The sequence below is a fragment of the Methylocystis sp. JAN1 genome, from assembly GCF_052186135.1.
GTDB lineage: Bacteria > Pseudomonadota > Alphaproteobacteria > Rhizobiales > Beijerinckiaceae > Methylocystis.
In genome coordinates this window covers 277,747-292,996 of the sequence record NZ_CP181499.1, presented here as the reverse complement: position 1 = coordinate 292,996, position 15,250 = coordinate 277,747, and the positions used below count along the sequence as shown (strand labels likewise).

Annotated in this window: 19 protein-coding genes; 7 read left to right on the top strand and 12 right to left on the bottom strand. The window is 67.1% G+C overall.

Features of this window, described 5'->3' with window-relative positions; all coding sequences use genetic code 11:
- Positions 1-124: 124 nt before the first annotated feature.
- From ACNHKD_RS01380 to moaA, 7 genes are all read right to left on the bottom strand, one after another.
- A complete protein-coding gene (locus ACNHKD_RS01380) occupies positions 125-1,240 on the bottom strand; it encodes an alpha/beta hydrolase domain-containing protein (protein ID WP_442755345.1) in 1,116 nt (371 codons plus the stop codon).
- A complete protein-coding gene (locus tag ACNHKD_RS01375) occupies positions 1,233-1,856 on the bottom strand; it encodes a UdgX family uracil-DNA binding protein (protein ID WP_442755344.1) in 624 nt (207 codons plus the stop codon). Before ACNHKD_RS01375 ends, ACNHKD_RS01380 begins: the two co-directional genes overlap by 8 nt.
- A gap of 155 nt (positions 1,857-2,011) precedes the next feature.
- Positions 2,012-2,560 carry an RBBP9/YdeN family alpha/beta hydrolase gene (locus ACNHKD_RS01370; RefSeq protein WP_442755343.1) on the bottom strand — a complete coding sequence of 183 codons (549 nt, stop codon included), beginning with the start codon at positions 2,558-2,560 and terminating at the stop codon, positions 2,012-2,014.
- On the bottom strand, positions 2,560-4,245 hold the full coding sequence (locus ACNHKD_RS01365) for a lysine--tRNA ligase (RefSeq protein ID WP_442755342.1): 1,686 nt from the start codon (positions 4,243-4,245) through the stop codon (positions 2,560-2,562). Before ACNHKD_RS01365 ends, ACNHKD_RS01370 begins: the two co-directional genes overlap by 1 nt.
- A gap of 256 nt (positions 4,246-4,501) precedes the next feature.
- A complete protein-coding gene (locus ACNHKD_RS01360) occupies positions 4,502-4,816 on the bottom strand; it encodes a hypothetical protein (protein ID WP_442755341.1) in 315 nt (104 codons plus the stop codon).
- Positions 4,817-5,073: 257 nt separating this feature from the next.
- Positions 5,074-5,952 carry an NAD(P)-dependent oxidoreductase gene (locus ACNHKD_RS01355; RefSeq protein ID WP_442755340.1) on the bottom strand — a complete coding sequence of 293 codons (879 nt, stop codon included), beginning with the start codon at positions 5,950-5,952 and terminating at the stop codon, positions 5,074-5,076.
- Between the two features lie 2 nt (positions 5,953-5,954).
- Positions 5,955-6,992: a GTP 3',8-cyclase MoaA gene (moaA, locus tag ACNHKD_RS01350; protein ID WP_442755339.1), complete on the bottom strand. Its 1,038-nt coding sequence runs from the start codon at positions 6,990-6,992 to the stop codon at positions 5,955-5,957.
- 180 nt (positions 6,993-7,172) lie between these two features.
- Between moaA and ACNHKD_RS01345 the strand changes: the two genes are divergently transcribed.
- A complete protein-coding gene (locus tag ACNHKD_RS01345; RefSeq protein ID WP_442755338.1) occupies positions 7,173-7,547 on the top strand; it encodes a gamma-butyrobetaine hydroxylase-like domain-containing protein in 375 nt (124 codons plus the stop codon).
- A gap of 198 nt (positions 7,548-7,745) precedes the next feature.
- On the opposite strand, the gene ACNHKD_RS01340 is transcribed toward ACNHKD_RS01345, so the two are convergent.
- Both ACNHKD_RS01340 and serA read right to left on the bottom strand, forming a co-directional pair.
- On the bottom strand, positions 7,746-8,348 hold the full coding sequence (locus ACNHKD_RS01340; protein WP_442755337.1) for a L,D-transpeptidase: 603 nt from the start codon (positions 8,346-8,348) through the stop codon (positions 7,746-7,748).
- Between the two features lie 185 nt (positions 8,349-8,533).
- A complete protein-coding gene (serA, locus tag ACNHKD_RS01335; protein WP_442755336.1) occupies positions 8,534-10,120 on the bottom strand; it encodes a phosphoglycerate dehydrogenase in 1,587 nt (528 codons plus the stop codon).
- Positions 10,121-10,200: 80 nt separating this feature from the next.
- Between serA and ACNHKD_RS01330 the strand changes: the two genes are divergently transcribed.
- Both ACNHKD_RS01330 and ACNHKD_RS01325 read left to right on the top strand, forming a co-directional pair.
- A complete protein-coding gene (locus ACNHKD_RS01330) occupies positions 10,201-10,455 on the top strand; it encodes an antitoxin (RefSeq protein ID WP_442756807.1) in 255 nt (84 codons plus the stop codon).
- Between the two features lie 8 nt (positions 10,456-10,463).
- Positions 10,464-10,871 (top strand): type II toxin-antitoxin system VapC family toxin, encoded by a 408-nt coding sequence (locus ACNHKD_RS01325; RefSeq protein ID WP_442755335.1) that lies wholly within the window; start codon positions 10,464-10,466, stop codon positions 10,869-10,871.
- On the opposite strand, the gene ACNHKD_RS01320 is transcribed toward ACNHKD_RS01325, so the two are convergent.
- Positions 10,868-12,034: a phosphoserine transaminase gene (locus tag ACNHKD_RS01320; RefSeq protein WP_442755334.1), complete on the bottom strand. Its 1,167-nt coding sequence runs from the start codon at positions 12,032-12,034 to the stop codon at positions 10,868-10,870. The two genes, ACNHKD_RS01325 and ACNHKD_RS01320, sit on opposite strands and share 4 nt — an antisense overlap.
- Positions 12,035-12,123: 89 nt before the next feature.
- The gene (locus tag ACNHKD_RS01315) at positions 12,124-12,588 is read right to left on the bottom strand and encodes a hypothetical protein (RefSeq protein ID WP_442755333.1); all 465 of its coding nucleotides are present in this window, start codon (positions 12,586-12,588) and stop codon (positions 12,124-12,126) included.
- Between the two features lie 151 nt (positions 12,589-12,739).
- Between ACNHKD_RS01315 and ACNHKD_RS01310 the strand changes: the two genes are divergently transcribed.
- From ACNHKD_RS01310 to ACNHKD_RS01300, 3 genes are all read left to right on the top strand, one after another.
- Complete coding sequence (locus ACNHKD_RS01310; RefSeq protein ID WP_442755332.1) at positions 12,740-13,033, top strand: DUF6156 family protein; 294 nt, start codon at positions 12,740-12,742, stop codon at positions 13,031-13,033.
- A gap of 67 nt (positions 13,034-13,100) precedes the next feature.
- Positions 13,101-13,226 carry a hypothetical protein gene (locus tag ACNHKD_RS01305; RefSeq protein ID WP_442755331.1) on the top strand — a complete coding sequence of 42 codons (126 nt, stop codon included), beginning with the start codon at positions 13,101-13,103 and terminating at the stop codon, positions 13,224-13,226.
- Positions 13,223-14,200, top strand: coding sequence for a YheT family hydrolase (locus ACNHKD_RS01300; protein ID WP_442755330.1), 978 nt, complete (start codon positions 13,223-13,225; stop codon positions 14,198-14,200). Before ACNHKD_RS01305 ends, ACNHKD_RS01300 begins: the two co-directional genes overlap by 4 nt.
- A gap of 7 nt (positions 14,201-14,207) precedes the next feature.
- On the opposite strand, the gene ACNHKD_RS01295 is transcribed toward ACNHKD_RS01300, so the two are convergent.
- Positions 14,208-14,504: a BolA family protein gene (locus tag ACNHKD_RS01295; RefSeq protein WP_442755329.1), complete on the bottom strand. Its 297-nt coding sequence runs from the start codon at positions 14,502-14,504 to the stop codon at positions 14,208-14,210.
- 134 nt (positions 14,505-14,638) lie between these two features.
- Here ACNHKD_RS01295 and ACNHKD_RS01290 point away from each other — a divergent pair, with 134 nt between their 5' ends.
- A complete protein-coding gene (locus ACNHKD_RS01290; RefSeq protein WP_442755328.1) occupies positions 14,639-15,232 on the top strand; it encodes a J domain-containing protein in 594 nt (197 codons plus the stop codon).
- Positions 15,233-15,250 lie beyond the last annotated feature (18 nt).

Below are 15,250 nucleotides of genomic sequence, written 5' to 3'. Positions count from 1 at the left end.
CCCGCCAGTGGGAATGAGATAAAGTCGCGCTCGCGGCGCGGCTTGACGTGGTCGTGCGAGCCAAGCGGAAGCGGTCCGGGAGCCGCCGTCCAGCCTTATGCTCCCCGAAATGATGAACGGCGGCTTAAAACGGCGCCTGCCTCGCCGCCTTGACATAGGCGTCGGCGTCTTCCTTCAAAAGCAGCCGCTCCTTGACGAGCTTGTCCGCGACGACGCGCATGGTCGCCACGAAATAGGCGCGCGAGCCATAGCGCTCGATGAGGGAGGGGCGGGGATCGCCCGTCTTTTCCCGGTCGGCCCTGGTCGAGGCAAAAGGGATCGCCGCGCCCGCCGCGCAAAATGGGCCGCCCCTGTCTTTTTGCGCGGCGAAAGCGGTGAAGGTCGCGATCGGCAGCACATGATCCGGCAGGCGCAGGCCCGAAGTCTCATTGCCATCCGCGTCGATCCTGGGGACAAGCCGTTCGCCCGGAGGCGCCTGCGGCAGGCCGGGGATTTTCGGCCAGACGAGGGATTCGGCCGGAACGAGGGCGGCGCCATGCGCGCGCGGCGCGCGCGAGGCCGGGGGCTTCATCCCTTTCGTCCATTCGTCCAGCGCGACGAGCATGGCCCGCAGCGCCGGCCCGCTCGCGCGCGAATTGATCGGCGCGGCGCAATTGACGGCGCCGGCCTGCGCCGTTCCGGCGATGAAGAAGCGGCGTCGGTTCGCGCCTTCCGCCGCCTCCGTTTCGTTCGCCGCGACGCCGGGGCGCCAATAGGCTTCGGAGCCGAAGGTCTCGATGATCTTGGGGCCGCGCGGGTCGATCGGGACAGCGAAAGGCTCGGCGCGGTGGATCAGCAGGCCGTCGAAAAGCGCGCCGGCCTCGATCAGCGCCTCCGCCGCCGGACCGGCTCCGCGTCCGAGAATGCGCGTAGCGCCGCTCTTCTCGCGCAGCCGGGGCAGCAGATCGCGAAGCGCCCCGGCGCGGGCGGGCGCCGGAAGGGCGCCGAGATCAAGAGTCGCGACGCTCATGCCGCGCGCGAGCGCCGTGTCCGTCAGGTCGCTTTGCTGCGCGACATCGACAAGCAGAACGTCCCCCCGAGGGGCGGCCGCGCTGCGCAGCAATTTGACGGGCAGGGAATATTCCTTGCCGCCAATCTTCAGCGACGCGCGAAGCTCCGGCTCCGCCTCGTCCAGCGTGAGAAGCTCGGCCCACGCGGGAATGCAGACAAAAACAGCCAGTAAAAATAATGCTCTACGCATTCATTTGCATTCCATCGCCCGCGCGCGCCCATTCCGCCGCGACTTCCAGATCGCTTAAGAAACGCGCCCACTCCCTCCGCTTATCCTCTTCCTCCTGGAGGCGCAGCAGAAAAGACGGGTGGATGGTGGCGAGGAATTTGGCGTGGGCGTCGAGATCGATCAGCCTGCCCCGCAGCCGCGCGACGGTTTCGGAGCGCCCCAGGACTCCGCGAATGGCGGTTGCGCCCATGGCGACGACGAGACCGGGCTGGACCAGCGCGCGCTCCTGCGTGAGCCACCAGCGGCAGGCGTCGATCTCGCCGGCGTCGGGCCTCTTGTGCAGGCGGCGCTTGCCGCGCGGCTCGAATTTGAAATGCTTCACGGCGTTGGTGACGAAACATTCGTCGCGCGGCAGATGGACCTTGGCCAGCGCCTTGTCGAGCAGCCGCCCGGCGGAGCCGACAAAAGGGCGGCCTGACAGGTCCTCGGCGTCGCCGGGCTGCTCGCCGACGAGCATCACCCGTGCGCCCCTCGGCCCCTCGCCTGGCACGGCTTGCGTCGCGCTGCGATAGAGGGGGCAGCGCGTGCACATTTCCTCCTCGCCGGCCAGCGCCGCGAGGGTCATGAAATCGGACATGCGGACGTAACGCGGCGAGGACGCTGGAGTTCTCGCGGCCTGCGAGAGACCTTCCCGCTTCGAGACGGCGCTTCGCGCCTCCTCGGGCAAGAGGGCTCGTCAGCCGTCGCCCTGGAGCGCCCGAAAGGCGGCGAGGGCGCATCGCAGGAAAGGCGCTACAGCTTCGCGACGAAATGCGCGAAGGCGAGCAAGCCCTCGGGCCAGGGGCCGTGGCCGCTCTCGACATTGATATGCCCGGCCGCGTCCGCGTCGATGAAATGCGCGCCGATATCTTCCGCGAGGCGGCGCGGGAAGAGGAGATCGGCATAAGGGTCGGCGCTGCTGCCGACGACGATGGCCGGGAAGGGAAGCCGCGACCGGGGAACCGGCAGGAAGGCCGAATCGACCGCCGGCATTTCGCGAATAACCTCTTCGGACGGCGGCGCGACGAGGAAGGCGCCGGCGATCCTGTCGCCCGATTGCTGCGCAGCATGGAGCGCAGCGATCGCCCCCAGCGAATGAGCGACAAGCACCACGGGCTTCGTCGCGGCGCGGATCTCCCGCGCGATGGCCTTCACCCATTCGTCGCGCTTTGGGTTCTCCCAGTTGCGCTGCTCGACGCGGCGGGCCGTCGAGAGCTTCTTCTCCCAGCGGCTCTGCCAATGGTCCGGGCCGGAGCCGAGATAGCCCGGCAGGATCAGAATATCGGCCTCGGCGGCGCGCATCAGGCGGCGGGCCGCACAAAGGCGCCGGCGAGGGCGTCCTGGATGAGCTTGCGGGAATTCGCCACGCCGTAGAGCGCGACGAAGGAGCCGAAGCGCGGGCCCTTCTTCTCGCCGAGCAGCACCTCGTAGAGCATGTTGAAGAAGTCGTTGGAGACGCCCGGCCGCTCCGGCGTCGCGCCCTTGGCGGCGAAGTCCTGATAGCGCGGCACGGCGCGGGCGATGTCGTAGAGCGCCGTCTGAATGTCTTCGGCCGTCGCGTCTTCGCCGAGCGCCCCGAGCGTCGCGTCGATCCTGGCGAGCGCCTCGCGCTCGACCTCGTCGGGCGCGCGATATTGCTTCGCCGGCTTCACGAAGTCGCGAAAGTAAGCGACGGCATAGCCCACGAGCTTGTCGAGCCGCGGGTGGTTCTCGGGGCTCGCCTTGGGCGCGTAGCGCTTGAGGAAGCCCCAGAGCACGGCAGGGTCCTCGGCGTTGGCGACGGCCGCGAGATTGAGCAGCATCGAGAAGGAGACGCTCACGCCCTTGGCCTCGCCGTCATGTTCGAGCCTCTCGGGCGGAGGCGGATTTCCGGAATGGATGTGCCAGACCGGATTGCCGAGGCGGTTCCTCCAGTCCTGCCGCTGATAGGCGTCGAGGAAGTTCAGATAGTCGTCGACATTGCGTGGAATGACGTCGAAATGCAGCCGCTTCGCGGCGGTCGGCTTCTGATACATGAACTGCGCCAGGGACTCGGGGCTGGCGTAGGTCAGCCATTCCTCGATCGTGAGGCCGTTGCCCTTGGATTTTGAGATCTTCTGGCCCTTCTCGTCGAGGAAGAGCTCGTAATTGAAGCCCTCCGGCGGCTTGCCGCCAAGGGCGCGGACGATCTGGCCGGAGAGCTTGACCGAGTCGATCAGGTCCTTGCCGGCCATTTCGTAGTCGACGCCGAGCGCATACCAGCGCATCGCCCAGTCGGGCTTCCATTGCAGCTTGCAATGGCCGCCGGTGACGGGAGTCGTGAACTTCTCCCCCGTCTCGGGGTCTTCCCACTCGATCGCGCCAGCCTCCGCGTCGATGCCGGCAAGCGGGACCTGCATGACGATTCCCGTCCGGGGATGGATCGGCAAGAAGGGCGAATAGGTCGCCGCGCGCTCCTCACGGAAGCTCGGCAGCATGATCTTCATCACCGCGTCGTAGCGGGCGAGCATGTGCTTTAAGGCCGCGTCGAAGCGGCCGCTCTTGTAGTATTCGGTCGAGGACGCGAATTCGTAGTCGAAGCCGAAGGCGTCCAGAAAGGCGCGAAGGCGGGCGTTGTTATGCGCGCCGAACGAGTCGTGCGTGCCGAACGGGTCCGGCACCTGCGTCAGCGGCTTGCCGAGATTGGCGGCCACCAGCTCCTTGTTGGGGATGTTGTCCGGGACCTTGCGCAGCCCGTCCAGATCGTCCGAGAAGGCGATGAGGCGCGTGGCGATCTTGCCTTCGGTCAGAACCTCGAAGGCGCGGCGCACCATGCTGGTGCGCGCCACTTCGCCGAAAGTGCCGATATGCGGCAGGCCGGAAGGGCCATAGCCGGTCTCGAACAGCACCGAAGCCTGGCCGCTCGTCTCGACCCGTTTGACGAGCTTCCGCGCCTCCTCGAAGGGCCAGGCGGGCGAGACGCGCGCGGCGTCGAGAAGTTCGGGCGAAAGGACGATCGGATCGGACATGTGTTGGGGCGCGACCATTAGGCTGTGTGGGGAAGCGCGGCACAGTAGGTAGCGGCGCCAAGGGCGTCAACGGCGGCTCGTCGCATTGTTCGTCATGCGAGCCTTCAGGCTCGCCCCTAGCGCCCGGTCTGCGTCAGTCGCGCGAGATAAATTACGCAAAAGCCCAATTACCAAAAAACAGAAGGCGGAGGCGCTCCTCAAGAGCCGCCTTCGCCTTCCAGTGTGGCCATTGACCTTGCGGTCGGGGGACGCTGCGTCAGTTGGCGCAGGTTACGCTACGCATATACCGGACGCGACCGCGCTCGTCTGTGCTTGGTTTCAGAACCAGCGTGCAGTCTTCATCCTCTGCGCCATAGGCGCGTCCCACCCGGATCGCCGGTCCACGCGCGAGCGGGCGCAGGCCGTCATCGTTCAGGCTGACCGCCGCCTTGACGGCGGCGACGGACTGTCCCTTGGGAGCCGGCGCCGTGGGCGCCGCGGCAACGGCGGCGACAAGACCACAGGCGATCGTGGCTCCAAGAACAATCCGCGACGTGCGGCTTGCAAACGGGCTTTCGCGCGTAACGGCCATAAGGGCCCCTCCCAATAGGGTTACGACAGGACTTGTCCCTCACGCGCGCGCCCATGCGCCCGCGGCCTTGGGTGTTCCTCTTCTTGTTGAGAGAGAAACGCTGAGCCCGAGGAATGGTTGCATCGGCGCCACGGAAAAATTTTTTTCAGCGCTGGACGCGCCACAATTTTGCCTTACAGGCCTGACGCGCGAAGGCGCGTCGAGACGAGATCGGCAAGCCGAATCAAAGCCCTGCGGCCATTGGACGGCCGGCGGGCCTATTTTCGTTCGAGCCGCGCAATGAGGCTCGACGTGTCCCATCGCTTGCCGCCCATGGATTCGACTTCGGCGTAAAACTGGTCGACGAGCGCCGCGACCGGGAGCCTGGCGCCGTTGCGGCGGGCTTCGGCGAGGCAGATCGCCAGATCCTTGCGCATCCACTCGACGGCGAAGCCGTGCTCGAATTCGCCGGCGAGCATGGTCCTCGTGCGGTTCTCCATCTGCCAGCTCTGCGCCGCGCCGTTCTTGATGAGATCGATGACGGTCTCGGCGTCGAGCCCGGCGCTTCTGGCGAAATGCAGCGCCTCGGAAAGGCTCTGGATCAGCCCGGCGATGGCGATCTGATTGACCATCTTGGCGAGTTGGCCCGAACCCGGCGGCCCCATCAGCCGGCAGGCGCGGGAATAGGCGGCCATCACCGGCTCGGCTTTCGCGTAAATTTCGGGCTCGGCCCCGCACATCACGGTGAGCTTGCCGCTTTCGGCCCCCGCCTGCCCGCCCGAGATCGGCGCGTCGATCGCGCCCAAGCCGCGCTTCCCCGCTTCGGCGTAAAGCTCGCGGGCGACTTCCGCCGAGGCGGTTGTGTGGTCGACGAAGACCGCGCCTTCCTTCATGCCGACGAAGGCGCCGTCCGGGCCGAGCGCGACCGCGCGCAGATCGTCGTCATTGCCCACGCAGGAGAAGACGAAATCGGCGCCCGCCGCGGCCTCGCGCGGCGTCGGCGCGAAAGCGGCGCCATGCTGCGCGGCGAATTTCTCCGCCCTGGCGACGGTGCGGTTATAAACCGCCGCCTTATGGCCGGCGCGGACGAGATGGCCGGCCATGGGATAGCCCATGACGCCGAGGCCGAGAAAGGCGACGCTTGCGGATTGGGACATAATCAGCCGCCCGTCATGCTCATATGGCGCGAAACCGCCGGGGTCTGCGTCGCGCGGTCGATGATGAAGTCGTGACCCTTGGGCTTGCGGCGGATCGCTTCCTCGATCGCGGCATGGAGAAGCTGGTCGTCGGCGCTCTCGCGCAGGGGCGCGCGCAGATCGGCGGCGTCCTCCTGGCCGAGGCACATATAAAGCGTGCCGGTGCAGGTGACGCGCACGCGGTTGCAGCTCTCGCAGAAATTATGGGTCATCGGCGTGATGAAGCCGATGCGCCCGCCCGTCTCCCCGGCGCGCATGTAGCGGGCCGGGCCGCCGGTGCGGTAGTCGATCTCGTCGAGCGTGAAGGCTTCCCCGAGCCTGTCGCGCACGGCGCTCATGGCGAGGTATTGGTCGACGCGCGCCGGCCCGTCGAGCTCGCCGAGCGGCATCACCTCGATGAACGTCATGTCCATGCCGCGCGCATGGGCGAAGCGGACGAGCGGAACGAATTCGTCTTCGTTCACACCCTTGAGCGCGACGGCGTTGAGCTTCACCTTCAGCCCCGCTTTCAGCGCCGCGTCGACGCCGGCCAGAACGCGGGCATGGTCGCCTGTGCGGGTCAGCGCCCTGAAGCGGGCCGGGTCGAGCGTGTCGAGGGAGACATTGACGCGCCTCACGCCGCAATCGGCGAGCGCCGAGGCAAAGCGCGCGAGCTGAGAGCCGTTGGTCGTCAGCGTCAGCTCCTCGAGCCTGCCCGAGACGAGATGGCGGGACAGCCCGCGGAAGAGCTTCATGACGTCGTGGCGCACCAGCGGCTCGCCGCCGGTGATGCGCAGTTTCTTCGCGCCGCGCGCGACAAAGGCCGAGCACATGCGGTCGAGCTCCTCGAGCGTCAGCAGATCCTTCCGGGGCAGGAAGGTCATGTGCTCGGCCATGCAATAGACGCAACGGAAATCGCACCGGTCCGTCACCGAGACGCGAACATAGGAAACCGCGCGTCCATAAGGATCGACGAGCGGCGCGGGCGCGGCGGCGGCGGGCTTATGCGTGAAGGCGTTCATAGCCGATGTTTCCGTTCAGCGGACAGGCGCCGCCTTGACGATCACATATATTGTCGTCCGCGAATGTCGTGAAGCCCGAGCAATTTCTATCCGCCTATCGGATAATTCGATATTGCGGGCGCTTCCGGCGCGGCGGGAGGCTATAACTTGTCCACGCCGCACCGAAAAGAGGAGCTTTCCTTGACCGCCGATCCCTGGCCCACCGAAATCCGCCTGCTCGACAACGGAAAGAATCTCCGCGTCGCCTTCGACGACGGGGCGAGCTTCACGATGAGCGCGGAGCTTTTGCGCGTGCGCAGCCCCAGCGCCGAGGTGCAGGGCCATTCGCCGGCCGACCAGAAGACCGTGGGCGGCAAGCGCAGCGTCGCCGTCATCGCCGTCGCGCCGGTCGGAAATTACGCGATCAGGCTCGACTTCGACGACATGCACCGCACGGGCATTTATACGTGGCGATACCTGCGCCAGCTTGGCGAGACCGCCGAGGCGAGCTTCGCCGCCTATCTGGAGGAGCTGAAGGCGAAAGGGCTCGATCGGGACCGGCCGGGGGAGGCGTGAGCCCCTTCCCTTCCCGCGTCATGGCCGGGCTCGTCCAGGCCGCGCACGCCGGGATGTTTCGCGTGAGCGCTGCAAGGCGCGTGCAGCAGGACCGCATGGACGCCTGCGCCGGGCGCGGCCATGACGGGGTTGGCGCCGCGGGAACGAAAAACGGCCGGCGCAGAGGCCGGCCGTCAAATCGTTTCGAGGCCGACGCGCCTATCGCGTCACGACCACCTTCGTGCCCACCTTCACGCGGTCATAGAGGTCGGTCACGTCGTCATTGGTCATGCGGATGCAGCCCGAGGAGACCGCCTGGCCGATCGTCTCCGGCTCGTTGGAGCCGTGGATGCGATAGAGCGTGCCCGAGAGATACATGGCGCGGGCGCCGAGCGGGTTGTTGATCCCGCCTTCCATGTGACGCGGCAAATCGGGGCGGCGCCTCAGCATCTGCGCGGGCGGCGTCCAGTCCGGCCATTCGCGCTTGCTGGAGATGTAGCGCACGCCCGCCCATTCGAAGCCCGGTCGTCCGACGCCGACGCCGTAGCGAACCGCCTGGCCGTTGCCGAGAACGTAGTAAAGGCGGCGTTCGCTGGTGTTGATGACCACCGTGCCCGGGGCGTAGCTGCCGGGGGAAGCGACGATTTCGCGCGGAATGGCGACCGCCTGCGGGCGGCCCTGGGCGCCCTGCGGCGCCGTGGCGGGCGCGCCGCCGAAAAGCTCGGTCAGCGGGTCGACGTCGGGCTGCGCGGCGAAGCCTTGCGAGGAGAGCGCGCCGACGCCGGCGATAATGCAGAGCGATGCAAGGACAAGCCGGCGCATGATAATCCCTTGTTTGGCGATGGAAAGCCGGTCGCCGATCGGAAGCGGGGCGCCCGCGCAGAGCAATTCGGCGCGGCGGCGACTTGCGACGATTACTCTCGCAGCCGCGCGGCCTTCGCAAGCGCGAAGCCAGCCTCCCGCGCGTTTCCCCCATGATAGTTGCAGGCCTGCAACAGTCTCGCCCGTCAAAACCTCAGCGTCGTCGCCTGCTTGACCCCTGGAAGGGCGCGAATCGCCGCCAAGGCGTCCTCCGGCAGTTCGCCGTCGACGGCGACGAGCGCGACGGCGCAGCCGCCGGGCGCGTCGCGTCCCAGCGCGAAGGTGGCGATGTTGATCTCCGCCGCGCCGAGCGCGCCGGCGAATCGGCCGATGAAGCCCGGCCGGTCCTCGTTCTGCGTGTAGATCATGGAAGGGGAGAACTCCGCGTCGACGCCGATCTCGCCGACCCGCATGATTCGCGGCTTGCCGTCGTGAAAGACGGCGCCCGCCACCTTGATCTCGTCCGCCGCGGTTCGGGCGATGAGCGTCAGCAGCGATTCGTACCCGCTCTGGGCCTCGCAGGTCACTTCCTCCACGACGATCCCGCGCTCCCTTGCGATGGCCGGCGCGGAGACGGGATTCACGTCTTCGAGGATCGGCTTCAGCAGGCCGGAGAGGGCGGCGGCCGAAATGGCCTTTGTCTTTTGCTGCGCAATATGTCCTTCGAAAACAATGGATAGTTTCTCGACGCCGGAGCGCGCGATCTGGCCGACGAAGAGCCCGAGCTTTTCCGCGAGGATCACGAAAGGCTTGAGGCGCGGCGCCTCCTCGGCGGTGATGGACGGGAAATTGACGGCGTTCGCGACGGCGCCGCGCGTAAAATAGTCCGACATCTGCTCGGCGATCTGCAGCGCGACCTTCTCCTGCGCTTCAGTCGTGGCGGCGCCGAGATGGGGCGTGCAGACGACGTTGGGCCGCCCGAAGAGCGGATTCTCGATCGCCGGCTCAACCGCGAAGACGTCGAGCGCGGCGCCTGCGACATGGCCCTCGTCCAGCGCCCGGGCGAGCGCCGCCTCGTCGAGCAGGCCGCCGCGCGCGCAATTGATGATGCGCACGCCCTTGCGGGTCCTCGCTATCGACTCGGCCGAGAGGATGTTCCTCGTTTGCGTCGTGAGCGGCGTGTGAAGAGTGATGAAATCTGCGCGGCCGAGGAGGTCGTCCAACTCCACCTTCTCGACGCCGAGCGCCTGGGCGCGCTCCTCCGTGAGGAAGGGATCATAGGCGAGGACCCGCATCTTGAGGCCCTGCGCCCGGTCGGCGACGATCGCGCCGATATTGCCGCAGCCGATGACGCCCAACGTCTTGCCGGCGATCTCGACGCCCATGAAGCGGTTTTTCTCCCATTTGCCGGCCTGGGTCGAGGCGTCGGCGGCGGGGATTTCGCGGGCGAGCGACAGCATCATGGCGACGGCGTGCTCGGCCGTGGTGACCGAATTGCCGAAGGGCGCGTTCATCACGATCACGCCCTTCGCCGTTGCGGCGGGAATGTCGACATTGTCGACGCCGACCCCCGCGCGCCCGACGATCCTCAGCCTCCCGGCGCGCGCCAGAATGTCCGCCGTCACCTTCGTCGCGGAGCGGATGGCGAGGCCGTCATAGGCGCCGATGGCCGCGGCGAGCCTCGCCCCGTCCTTGCCCAGCGCGGGCTCGAAATCCGCCTCGATCCCGCGGGCGCGGAAAATGTCGATCGCGGCGGGGGAGAGGGAGTCGGAGATAAGGACACGGGGCGGCATGGCGGGCTCCGGGGGGCTTGTCCGTCGGAACGTGAACAGGTATCTATCTCTGGTAGATACTCTCAAAGGCGGAGGCGATGATGGCGACGGCGAAACTGTTCCGGCACGGCCGCAGCCAGGCCGTTCGCCTACCCAAGGAGTTCCGGTTGCCGGGGACGGAGGTGCGCGTCAGCAAGGTGGGAGACAAGGTTGTTCTCGAGCCGCTGGAATCCGAGCCCTTCGATGTCGACGCCTGGCGACGACGGTTGGACGCTCTCGGCGCAAAGGACTTCCTTCCAGAGGGCATTCCCGACGATCCGCCGCTTCGGCCCGACGAGTCTATTTCATTCGACTGACGCTTTCCATGTTCTGTCTGGATACGAACGCGGTCATTTTCGCGCTCAACGGCCGCCGCGCGGGTTATGCGGAGCGGCTGGCGGAGGAGCTCCGGGCCGGGACGAAGCTGATTGTTCCCTCCATCGTCTTGTTCGAGCTCTCTTACGGGATCGCAAAAAGTCGGCAGCCCGAAAAGGCGCATGCGCTTCTCGTTGAATTTCTCTCCGCCGGGTTCGAGCAGCCGCCCTTCGACGCGGAGGACGCGCGCGAGGCCGGCGACATCCGTGCTCATTTGGAAGCGCGCGGCGCGCCGATCGGCCCCTTCGATGTTCTCATCGCCGCCCAGGCGCGGCGGCGGCGCGCCGTGCTCGTCACCAACAACCGCCGCGAATTCGACCGCGTGCCCGGCCTGATGGCGACCGACTGGGCGGATTAGGCCGCCTCGACCGCCGCCGTCGCTTCCGCATAGGCCCAGTCGAGCCACTGCGTCAGGATCGCGACATCCGAGGCTTCGACCGTCGCGCCGCACCAGATGCGGAAGCCGGGGGGCGCGTCGCGATAGGCGCCGAAGTCGTAGCCCGCGCCTTCCGCCTCGATCATCGCGACCATCTTCCTGGCGAGCGCCGCTTTGTCCGCCTCGGTCCGGGCGGCGCTCTTCTCCGAGAAGATCAGGCACACGCCCGTATTGGAGCGCGTCGCGGGGTTCTTGGCGAGATGCTCGATCCAGGGGGTTTTCTCGACCCAGTCGGCTACGGCCCTGGCCGAGGCGTCGCAACGCGCGCGGAGCGCCGGCAGGCCGCCGATCGACTTCGCCCAGCTCAGCGTGTCGATATAGTCCTCGGTCGCGAGCAGCGACGGCGTGTTGATGGTTTCGCCCTCGAAAACGCCCTCGTTGAGCTTGCCCTTATTGGTGAGGCGGAAAATCTTCGGCATGGGCCAGGGCGGCGTGTAGCTTTCGAGCCGCTCCACGGCGCGGGGCGATAGGATCAGCATGCCATGCGCGGCCTCGCCGCCCATCACCTTCTGCCAGCTATAGGTCGTCACATCCAGCTTGGAGAAGTCGAGATTTTGCGCGAAGGCCGCGGAGGTCGCGTCGCAGATCGTCAGGCCCTTGCGGTCGGCGGGGATGAAGTCGCCATTGGGCACGCGCACGCCCGCCGTCGTGCCGTTCCAGGCGAAGACGAAGTCGTTGTCGAAATTGATCTGCGAGAGATCCGGCATTTCGCCGAAAGCCGCCGTGAATTTGCGGGCGTCGGGGAGCCTGAGCTGCTCCAGCACGTCCGTGACCCAATCGGCCGAGAAGCTTTCCCAGGCGGCCACGTCCACTCCGCGCGGGCCGAGCAGCGACCACAGCGCCATCTCGACCGCGCCGGTGTCGGAAGCCGGCACGACGCCGATGCGGTAATCGGCGGGAACCTGAAGCACCTCGCGGGTGAGGTCGATCGCCAGCTTGAGTTTCGCCTTGCCCGCCGCGGAGCGGTGCGACCGGCCGAGCGCGGCCCCTTGCAGATTTTCGAACGACCAGCCGGGACGCTTGGCGCAGGGGCCGGAGGAAAAGCGGGGATTGGCCGGCTTGGCGCCGGGCTTGGTCGTCGTCATGGATGTCCTGCCGATAGCGCGGGAAGTGAAAAGCCGCCCCGCGCTACGCTGTCGTCATGTAATCGTCAAGACTCTCCGGCGCCGCGGGATCAGCCGCGCACCGAGAGCTTGCGATAGGGATTGTCCTGGCCGGTGACGTAGACGTGGCCGAATTCCGTCTTCTCATAAGTCGCCGTCTCCGCCGGCAGGGCGATCTTGAGCGACAGAACCTTGAGCGGAAAGCCCGGCGTCGCGGAAATGCTGTCGCATTTGATTTCCGCCGCACCGGCGCCGGCCGAGAAATCGGCGACGACGCCGCCGTCGGCCGAGAACGCGCGGGCCCAGCCCGGGGTTCCGACATGCAGCGCGACAACGCCGTTCTCGGCGAAGACGGGGGTCTTGGCGTCGTCGAAGGCCGGGCTGCCGAAATTATACTCGGCGAGGACCGAGCTGCGGGTGACGTTATGGTCGGGCGACGGCGGACGGCCTACCGAATAGAGGATCAGCTTGCCGCCCGCGAGGGCCGCCTCGATCTCATCCGCGGTGGCGCTGGCGTAGGCTTCGGCTAGTCTCATTTGTGGCGCTCCTTTTCGTGAATTCTGTCGCATCTGCGACAAAGCCGGCCGGGGGAGAGGCCGTTCAGCGCGCTTTCCGCAAGCGCCGTGCCGCGGCGGCGCTGGCGCGATTTTTTCTAGGAGGAAGAGAAAGCGAAGAGGGAGGAGCGCTATGAGCGAGGCGGCCTATAAATATTTTCTCACCTATAGCGGCGTGCGCATGCCGCTGAAGCTGGTCGAGCCGCTGGAGGCGGCGGAGCTTGGCAATCGCAACACCTATTTTCGCGTGACGCACGATCCGGCCGGGCGCGTCGCGACCGTCGAGAAGATGGTCTATGGCGAGGTGGAGCTTTCCCACCAATATGCCTATCGCGACGACGGCACGCTCGCTTATGCGCGCATCGAACTGGGCGACGAATTGACGGAGGTGGATTGCGACGAGACGGGCGCGCCCATACGCAGCTAGAGCGCGGCTCGCGAAAAGCGGGAGCCGGCTTTCGCAGGAAGCGCGCCCTAATTTTTTAGGATCAATCGTGAGCGCGCGCCCCGCCCGCGCCCCGCGCTACGTTTCGGGAGCTGTCATGAAAATCGTGGTCGCCAAGTCGCTCGCGCCGCGGCCTGCCGCAGGGACGGTGGAGATTTCGGACCAGCCGGCGTGACCGACGCGCCGCCGCCCGCCTTTCGGGAACGCGCGCCCTGGTGGGGCCCCGACCTCCAGACCCTGCGCAACGTCCTGCTTCCGAGACCGGGAGAACTCGTCGGCGGCGAGCGTCTGCTTCTGCCCATGCCGGACGGCGACCGTCTGGCGGCGCGCCTCGACCGTCCGCCCGGCGCTTCGACGCGGCCGCTCGTCGTCCTGATCCACGGTCTTGGGGGGACCGAGACGAGCGTCAATGTCGTGCGCACGGCGCGGCATCTGGTGCGGGAGGGATGGCCGGTGCTGCGGCTCAATCTGCGCGGCTCAGCGGTTTCCCGCCCGACCTCGAAGGGCCGCTATCATGCCGGGCGTACGGAGGATCTCGCGGCGGCGCTGCGCCAATTGCCGCCCGAACTCGTCCGTCGCGGCGTCGCGCTCGTCGGTCACTCGCTTGGCGGCAACCTCGTCCTGAAAATCATGGGGGAAGGCCCCGGCGACGCGCCGATCCTCGGCGCCGTCGCCGTTTCGGCCCCACTCGACCTGGCGGCGGCGAGCCTGCGCATCCAGTCGCCGCGCAACGCCCTCTACCATCTTTATTTGCTGACGGGGCTGAAAGCCGAGGCCCTCGCCCCGGGCGCCACGGTCGCCGCCGCGCAGCGTTCGGCGATCGCGGCGGCGCGGTCCATCTGGGAATTCGACGACCGGTTCGTCGCCCCCTGTTTCGGCTATCGCGACGCCGCCGATTATTACGAACGGAACTCGGCCGGCCGATACCTGACAGGTATAGACCGTCCCGTTCTCGTCATCCATGCGATGGACGATCCGTGGATCCCGGCCGCCGACTATGAGTCGATCGACTGGCCAAGCCTTCCCAATGTCCGGACGGCTTTCACGCCGGGCGGCGGGCATCTGGGCTTCCATGCCCGGGGCAGCGGAATCGGCTGGCATGACCGAGCGACGTCGGCCTGGCTGGCGAGCGAGTTCCCCGCCGGCTGAGGGCTCGCTACGCCTCCCCCGGCGCCTTCGCCCCGATCGCCAGCGCATGCACGCCCTCGGCGATCTCCTGCGCCAGCAGGGCGTTGACCATCCGGTGCCGTTCCACCCGGCTCTTGCCCTCGAAGGCTCCGCTCACCACCTCCACCCGGAAATGGCTCTCATTGCCGTGGCGCTTGTCGCCCGGGTGGCCATGGCCGGCGTGGTGGCGCGATTCGTCGATCACTTTCACGAAGATGGGCGAAAGCCCCTCAATCAGTTTCTTCTCGATGCTCGCCGCTACCGGCCCTTTACCCTGATCCGCCATAGTCGCTCCTAACTTTGTCCGTCAGCTAAGCCCGGGGCGCCTCTCTTGCAAGATCGGGCGCAGGAATGATCGCCTGCGAAAATTGGCGCGGTCCGCGCTTGCGGCGGAGGCCGCCGCCATCATAATGGAATGAAATGAACCTCAATTCGCCCCTCTTCGACCGGATCAGAGCGCAGCGTCAGCCGCGCGAGGAGAAGCGCGAGACCGGGATCAAATGCGATTCGCCCGGCTGCGAGGCGGAAGGCGCCTATCGCGCCCCCATGGGCAGGCTGCGCGAGGGGCAATATTTCTGCTTTTGCCTCGACCACGTCCGCGAATACAACGCGACCTACAACTATTTCAACGGGATGAACGACGCCGACGTCGCCCGCTACATGAAGGACGCGACCGTCGGCCATCGCCCGACCTGGGCCATGGGCACGCGCCGGGGACAGGCGGGCTTTCGCGAGGAGGGCGGCCCGACCGGCGATCCGCTCGGCATGTATCGCGCCCGCTATCATCGCCGCTCCGCCGAGAAGAAGCAGCCGCGCCATTCACCCGTGACCATGCGCGCCTTCGAGGCGCTCGGCCTCGACGAAACCGCTGGACCGGAGGCCATCCGGGCGCGCTATAAGGATCTCGTCAAGCGTCACCACCCCGACGCCAATGGCGGCGATCGTTCCCGCGAGGAGAAATTGCGGGAAATCATCCATGCCTATAAGACGCTGAGGGCCGCGCGGCTCGTCTGACGCTTGCGTCGTCGACGC

Excerpts from the sequence above, each read along its gene's own strand:
- ACNHKD_RS01380 (WP_442755345.1), bottom strand. The coding sequence starts at position 1,240 with ATGCGTAGAGCATTATTTTTACTGGCTGTTTTTGTCTGCATTCCCGCG.
- ACNHKD_RS01375 (WP_442755344.1), bottom strand. The coding sequence starts at position 1,856 with ATGTCCGATTTCATGACCCTCGCGGCGCTGGCCGGCGAGGAGGAAATG.
- ACNHKD_RS01370 (WP_442755343.1), bottom strand. The coding sequence starts at position 2,560 with ATGCGCGCCGCCGAGGCCGATATTCTGATCCTGCCGGGCTATCTCGGC.
- ACNHKD_RS01365 (WP_442755342.1), bottom strand. The coding sequence starts at position 4,245 with ATGTCCGATCCGATCGTCCTTTCGCCCGAACTTCTCGACGCCGCGCGC.
- ACNHKD_RS01360 (WP_442755341.1), bottom strand. The coding sequence starts at position 4,816 with ATGGCCGTTACGCGCGAAAGCCCGTTTGCAAGCCGCACGTCGCGGATT.
- ACNHKD_RS01355 (WP_442755340.1), bottom strand. The coding sequence starts at position 5,952 with ATGTCCCAATCCGCAAGCGTCGCCTTTCTCGGCCTCGGCGTCATGGGC.
- moaA (WP_442755339.1), bottom strand. The coding sequence starts at position 6,992 with ATGAACGCCTTCACGCATAAGCCCGCCGCCGCCGCGCCCGCGCCGCTC.
- ACNHKD_RS01340 (WP_442755337.1), bottom strand. The coding sequence starts at position 8,348 with ATGCGCCGGCTTGTCCTTGCATCGCTCTGCATTATCGCCGGCGTCGGC.
- serA (WP_442755336.1), bottom strand. The coding sequence starts at position 10,120 with ATGCCGCCCCGTGTCCTTATCTCCGACTCCCTCTCCCCCGCCGCGATC.
- ACNHKD_RS01330 (WP_442756807.1), top strand. The coding sequence starts at position 10,201 with ATGGCGACGGCGAAACTGTTCCGGCACGGCCGCAGCCAGGCCGTTCGC.
- ACNHKD_RS01325 (WP_442755335.1), top strand. The coding sequence starts at position 10,464 with ATGTTCTGTCTGGATACGAACGCGGTCATTTTCGCGCTCAACGGCCGC.
- ACNHKD_RS01320 (WP_442755334.1), bottom strand. The coding sequence starts at position 12,034 with ATGACGACGACCAAGCCCGGCGCCAAGCCGGCCAATCCCCGCTTTTCC.
- ACNHKD_RS01315 (WP_442755333.1), bottom strand. The coding sequence starts at position 12,588 with ATGAGACTAGCCGAAGCCTACGCCAGCGCCACCGCGGATGAGATCGAG.
- ACNHKD_RS01310 (WP_442755332.1), top strand. The coding sequence starts at position 12,740 with ATGAGCGAGGCGGCCTATAAATATTTTCTCACCTATAGCGGCGTGCGC.
- ACNHKD_RS01295 (WP_442755329.1), bottom strand. The coding sequence starts at position 14,504 with ATGGCGGATCAGGGTAAAGGGCCGGTAGCGGCGAGCATCGAGAAGAAA.
- ACNHKD_RS01290 (WP_442755328.1), top strand. The coding sequence starts at position 14,639 with ATGAACCTCAATTCGCCCCTCTTCGACCGGATCAGAGCGCAGCGTCAG.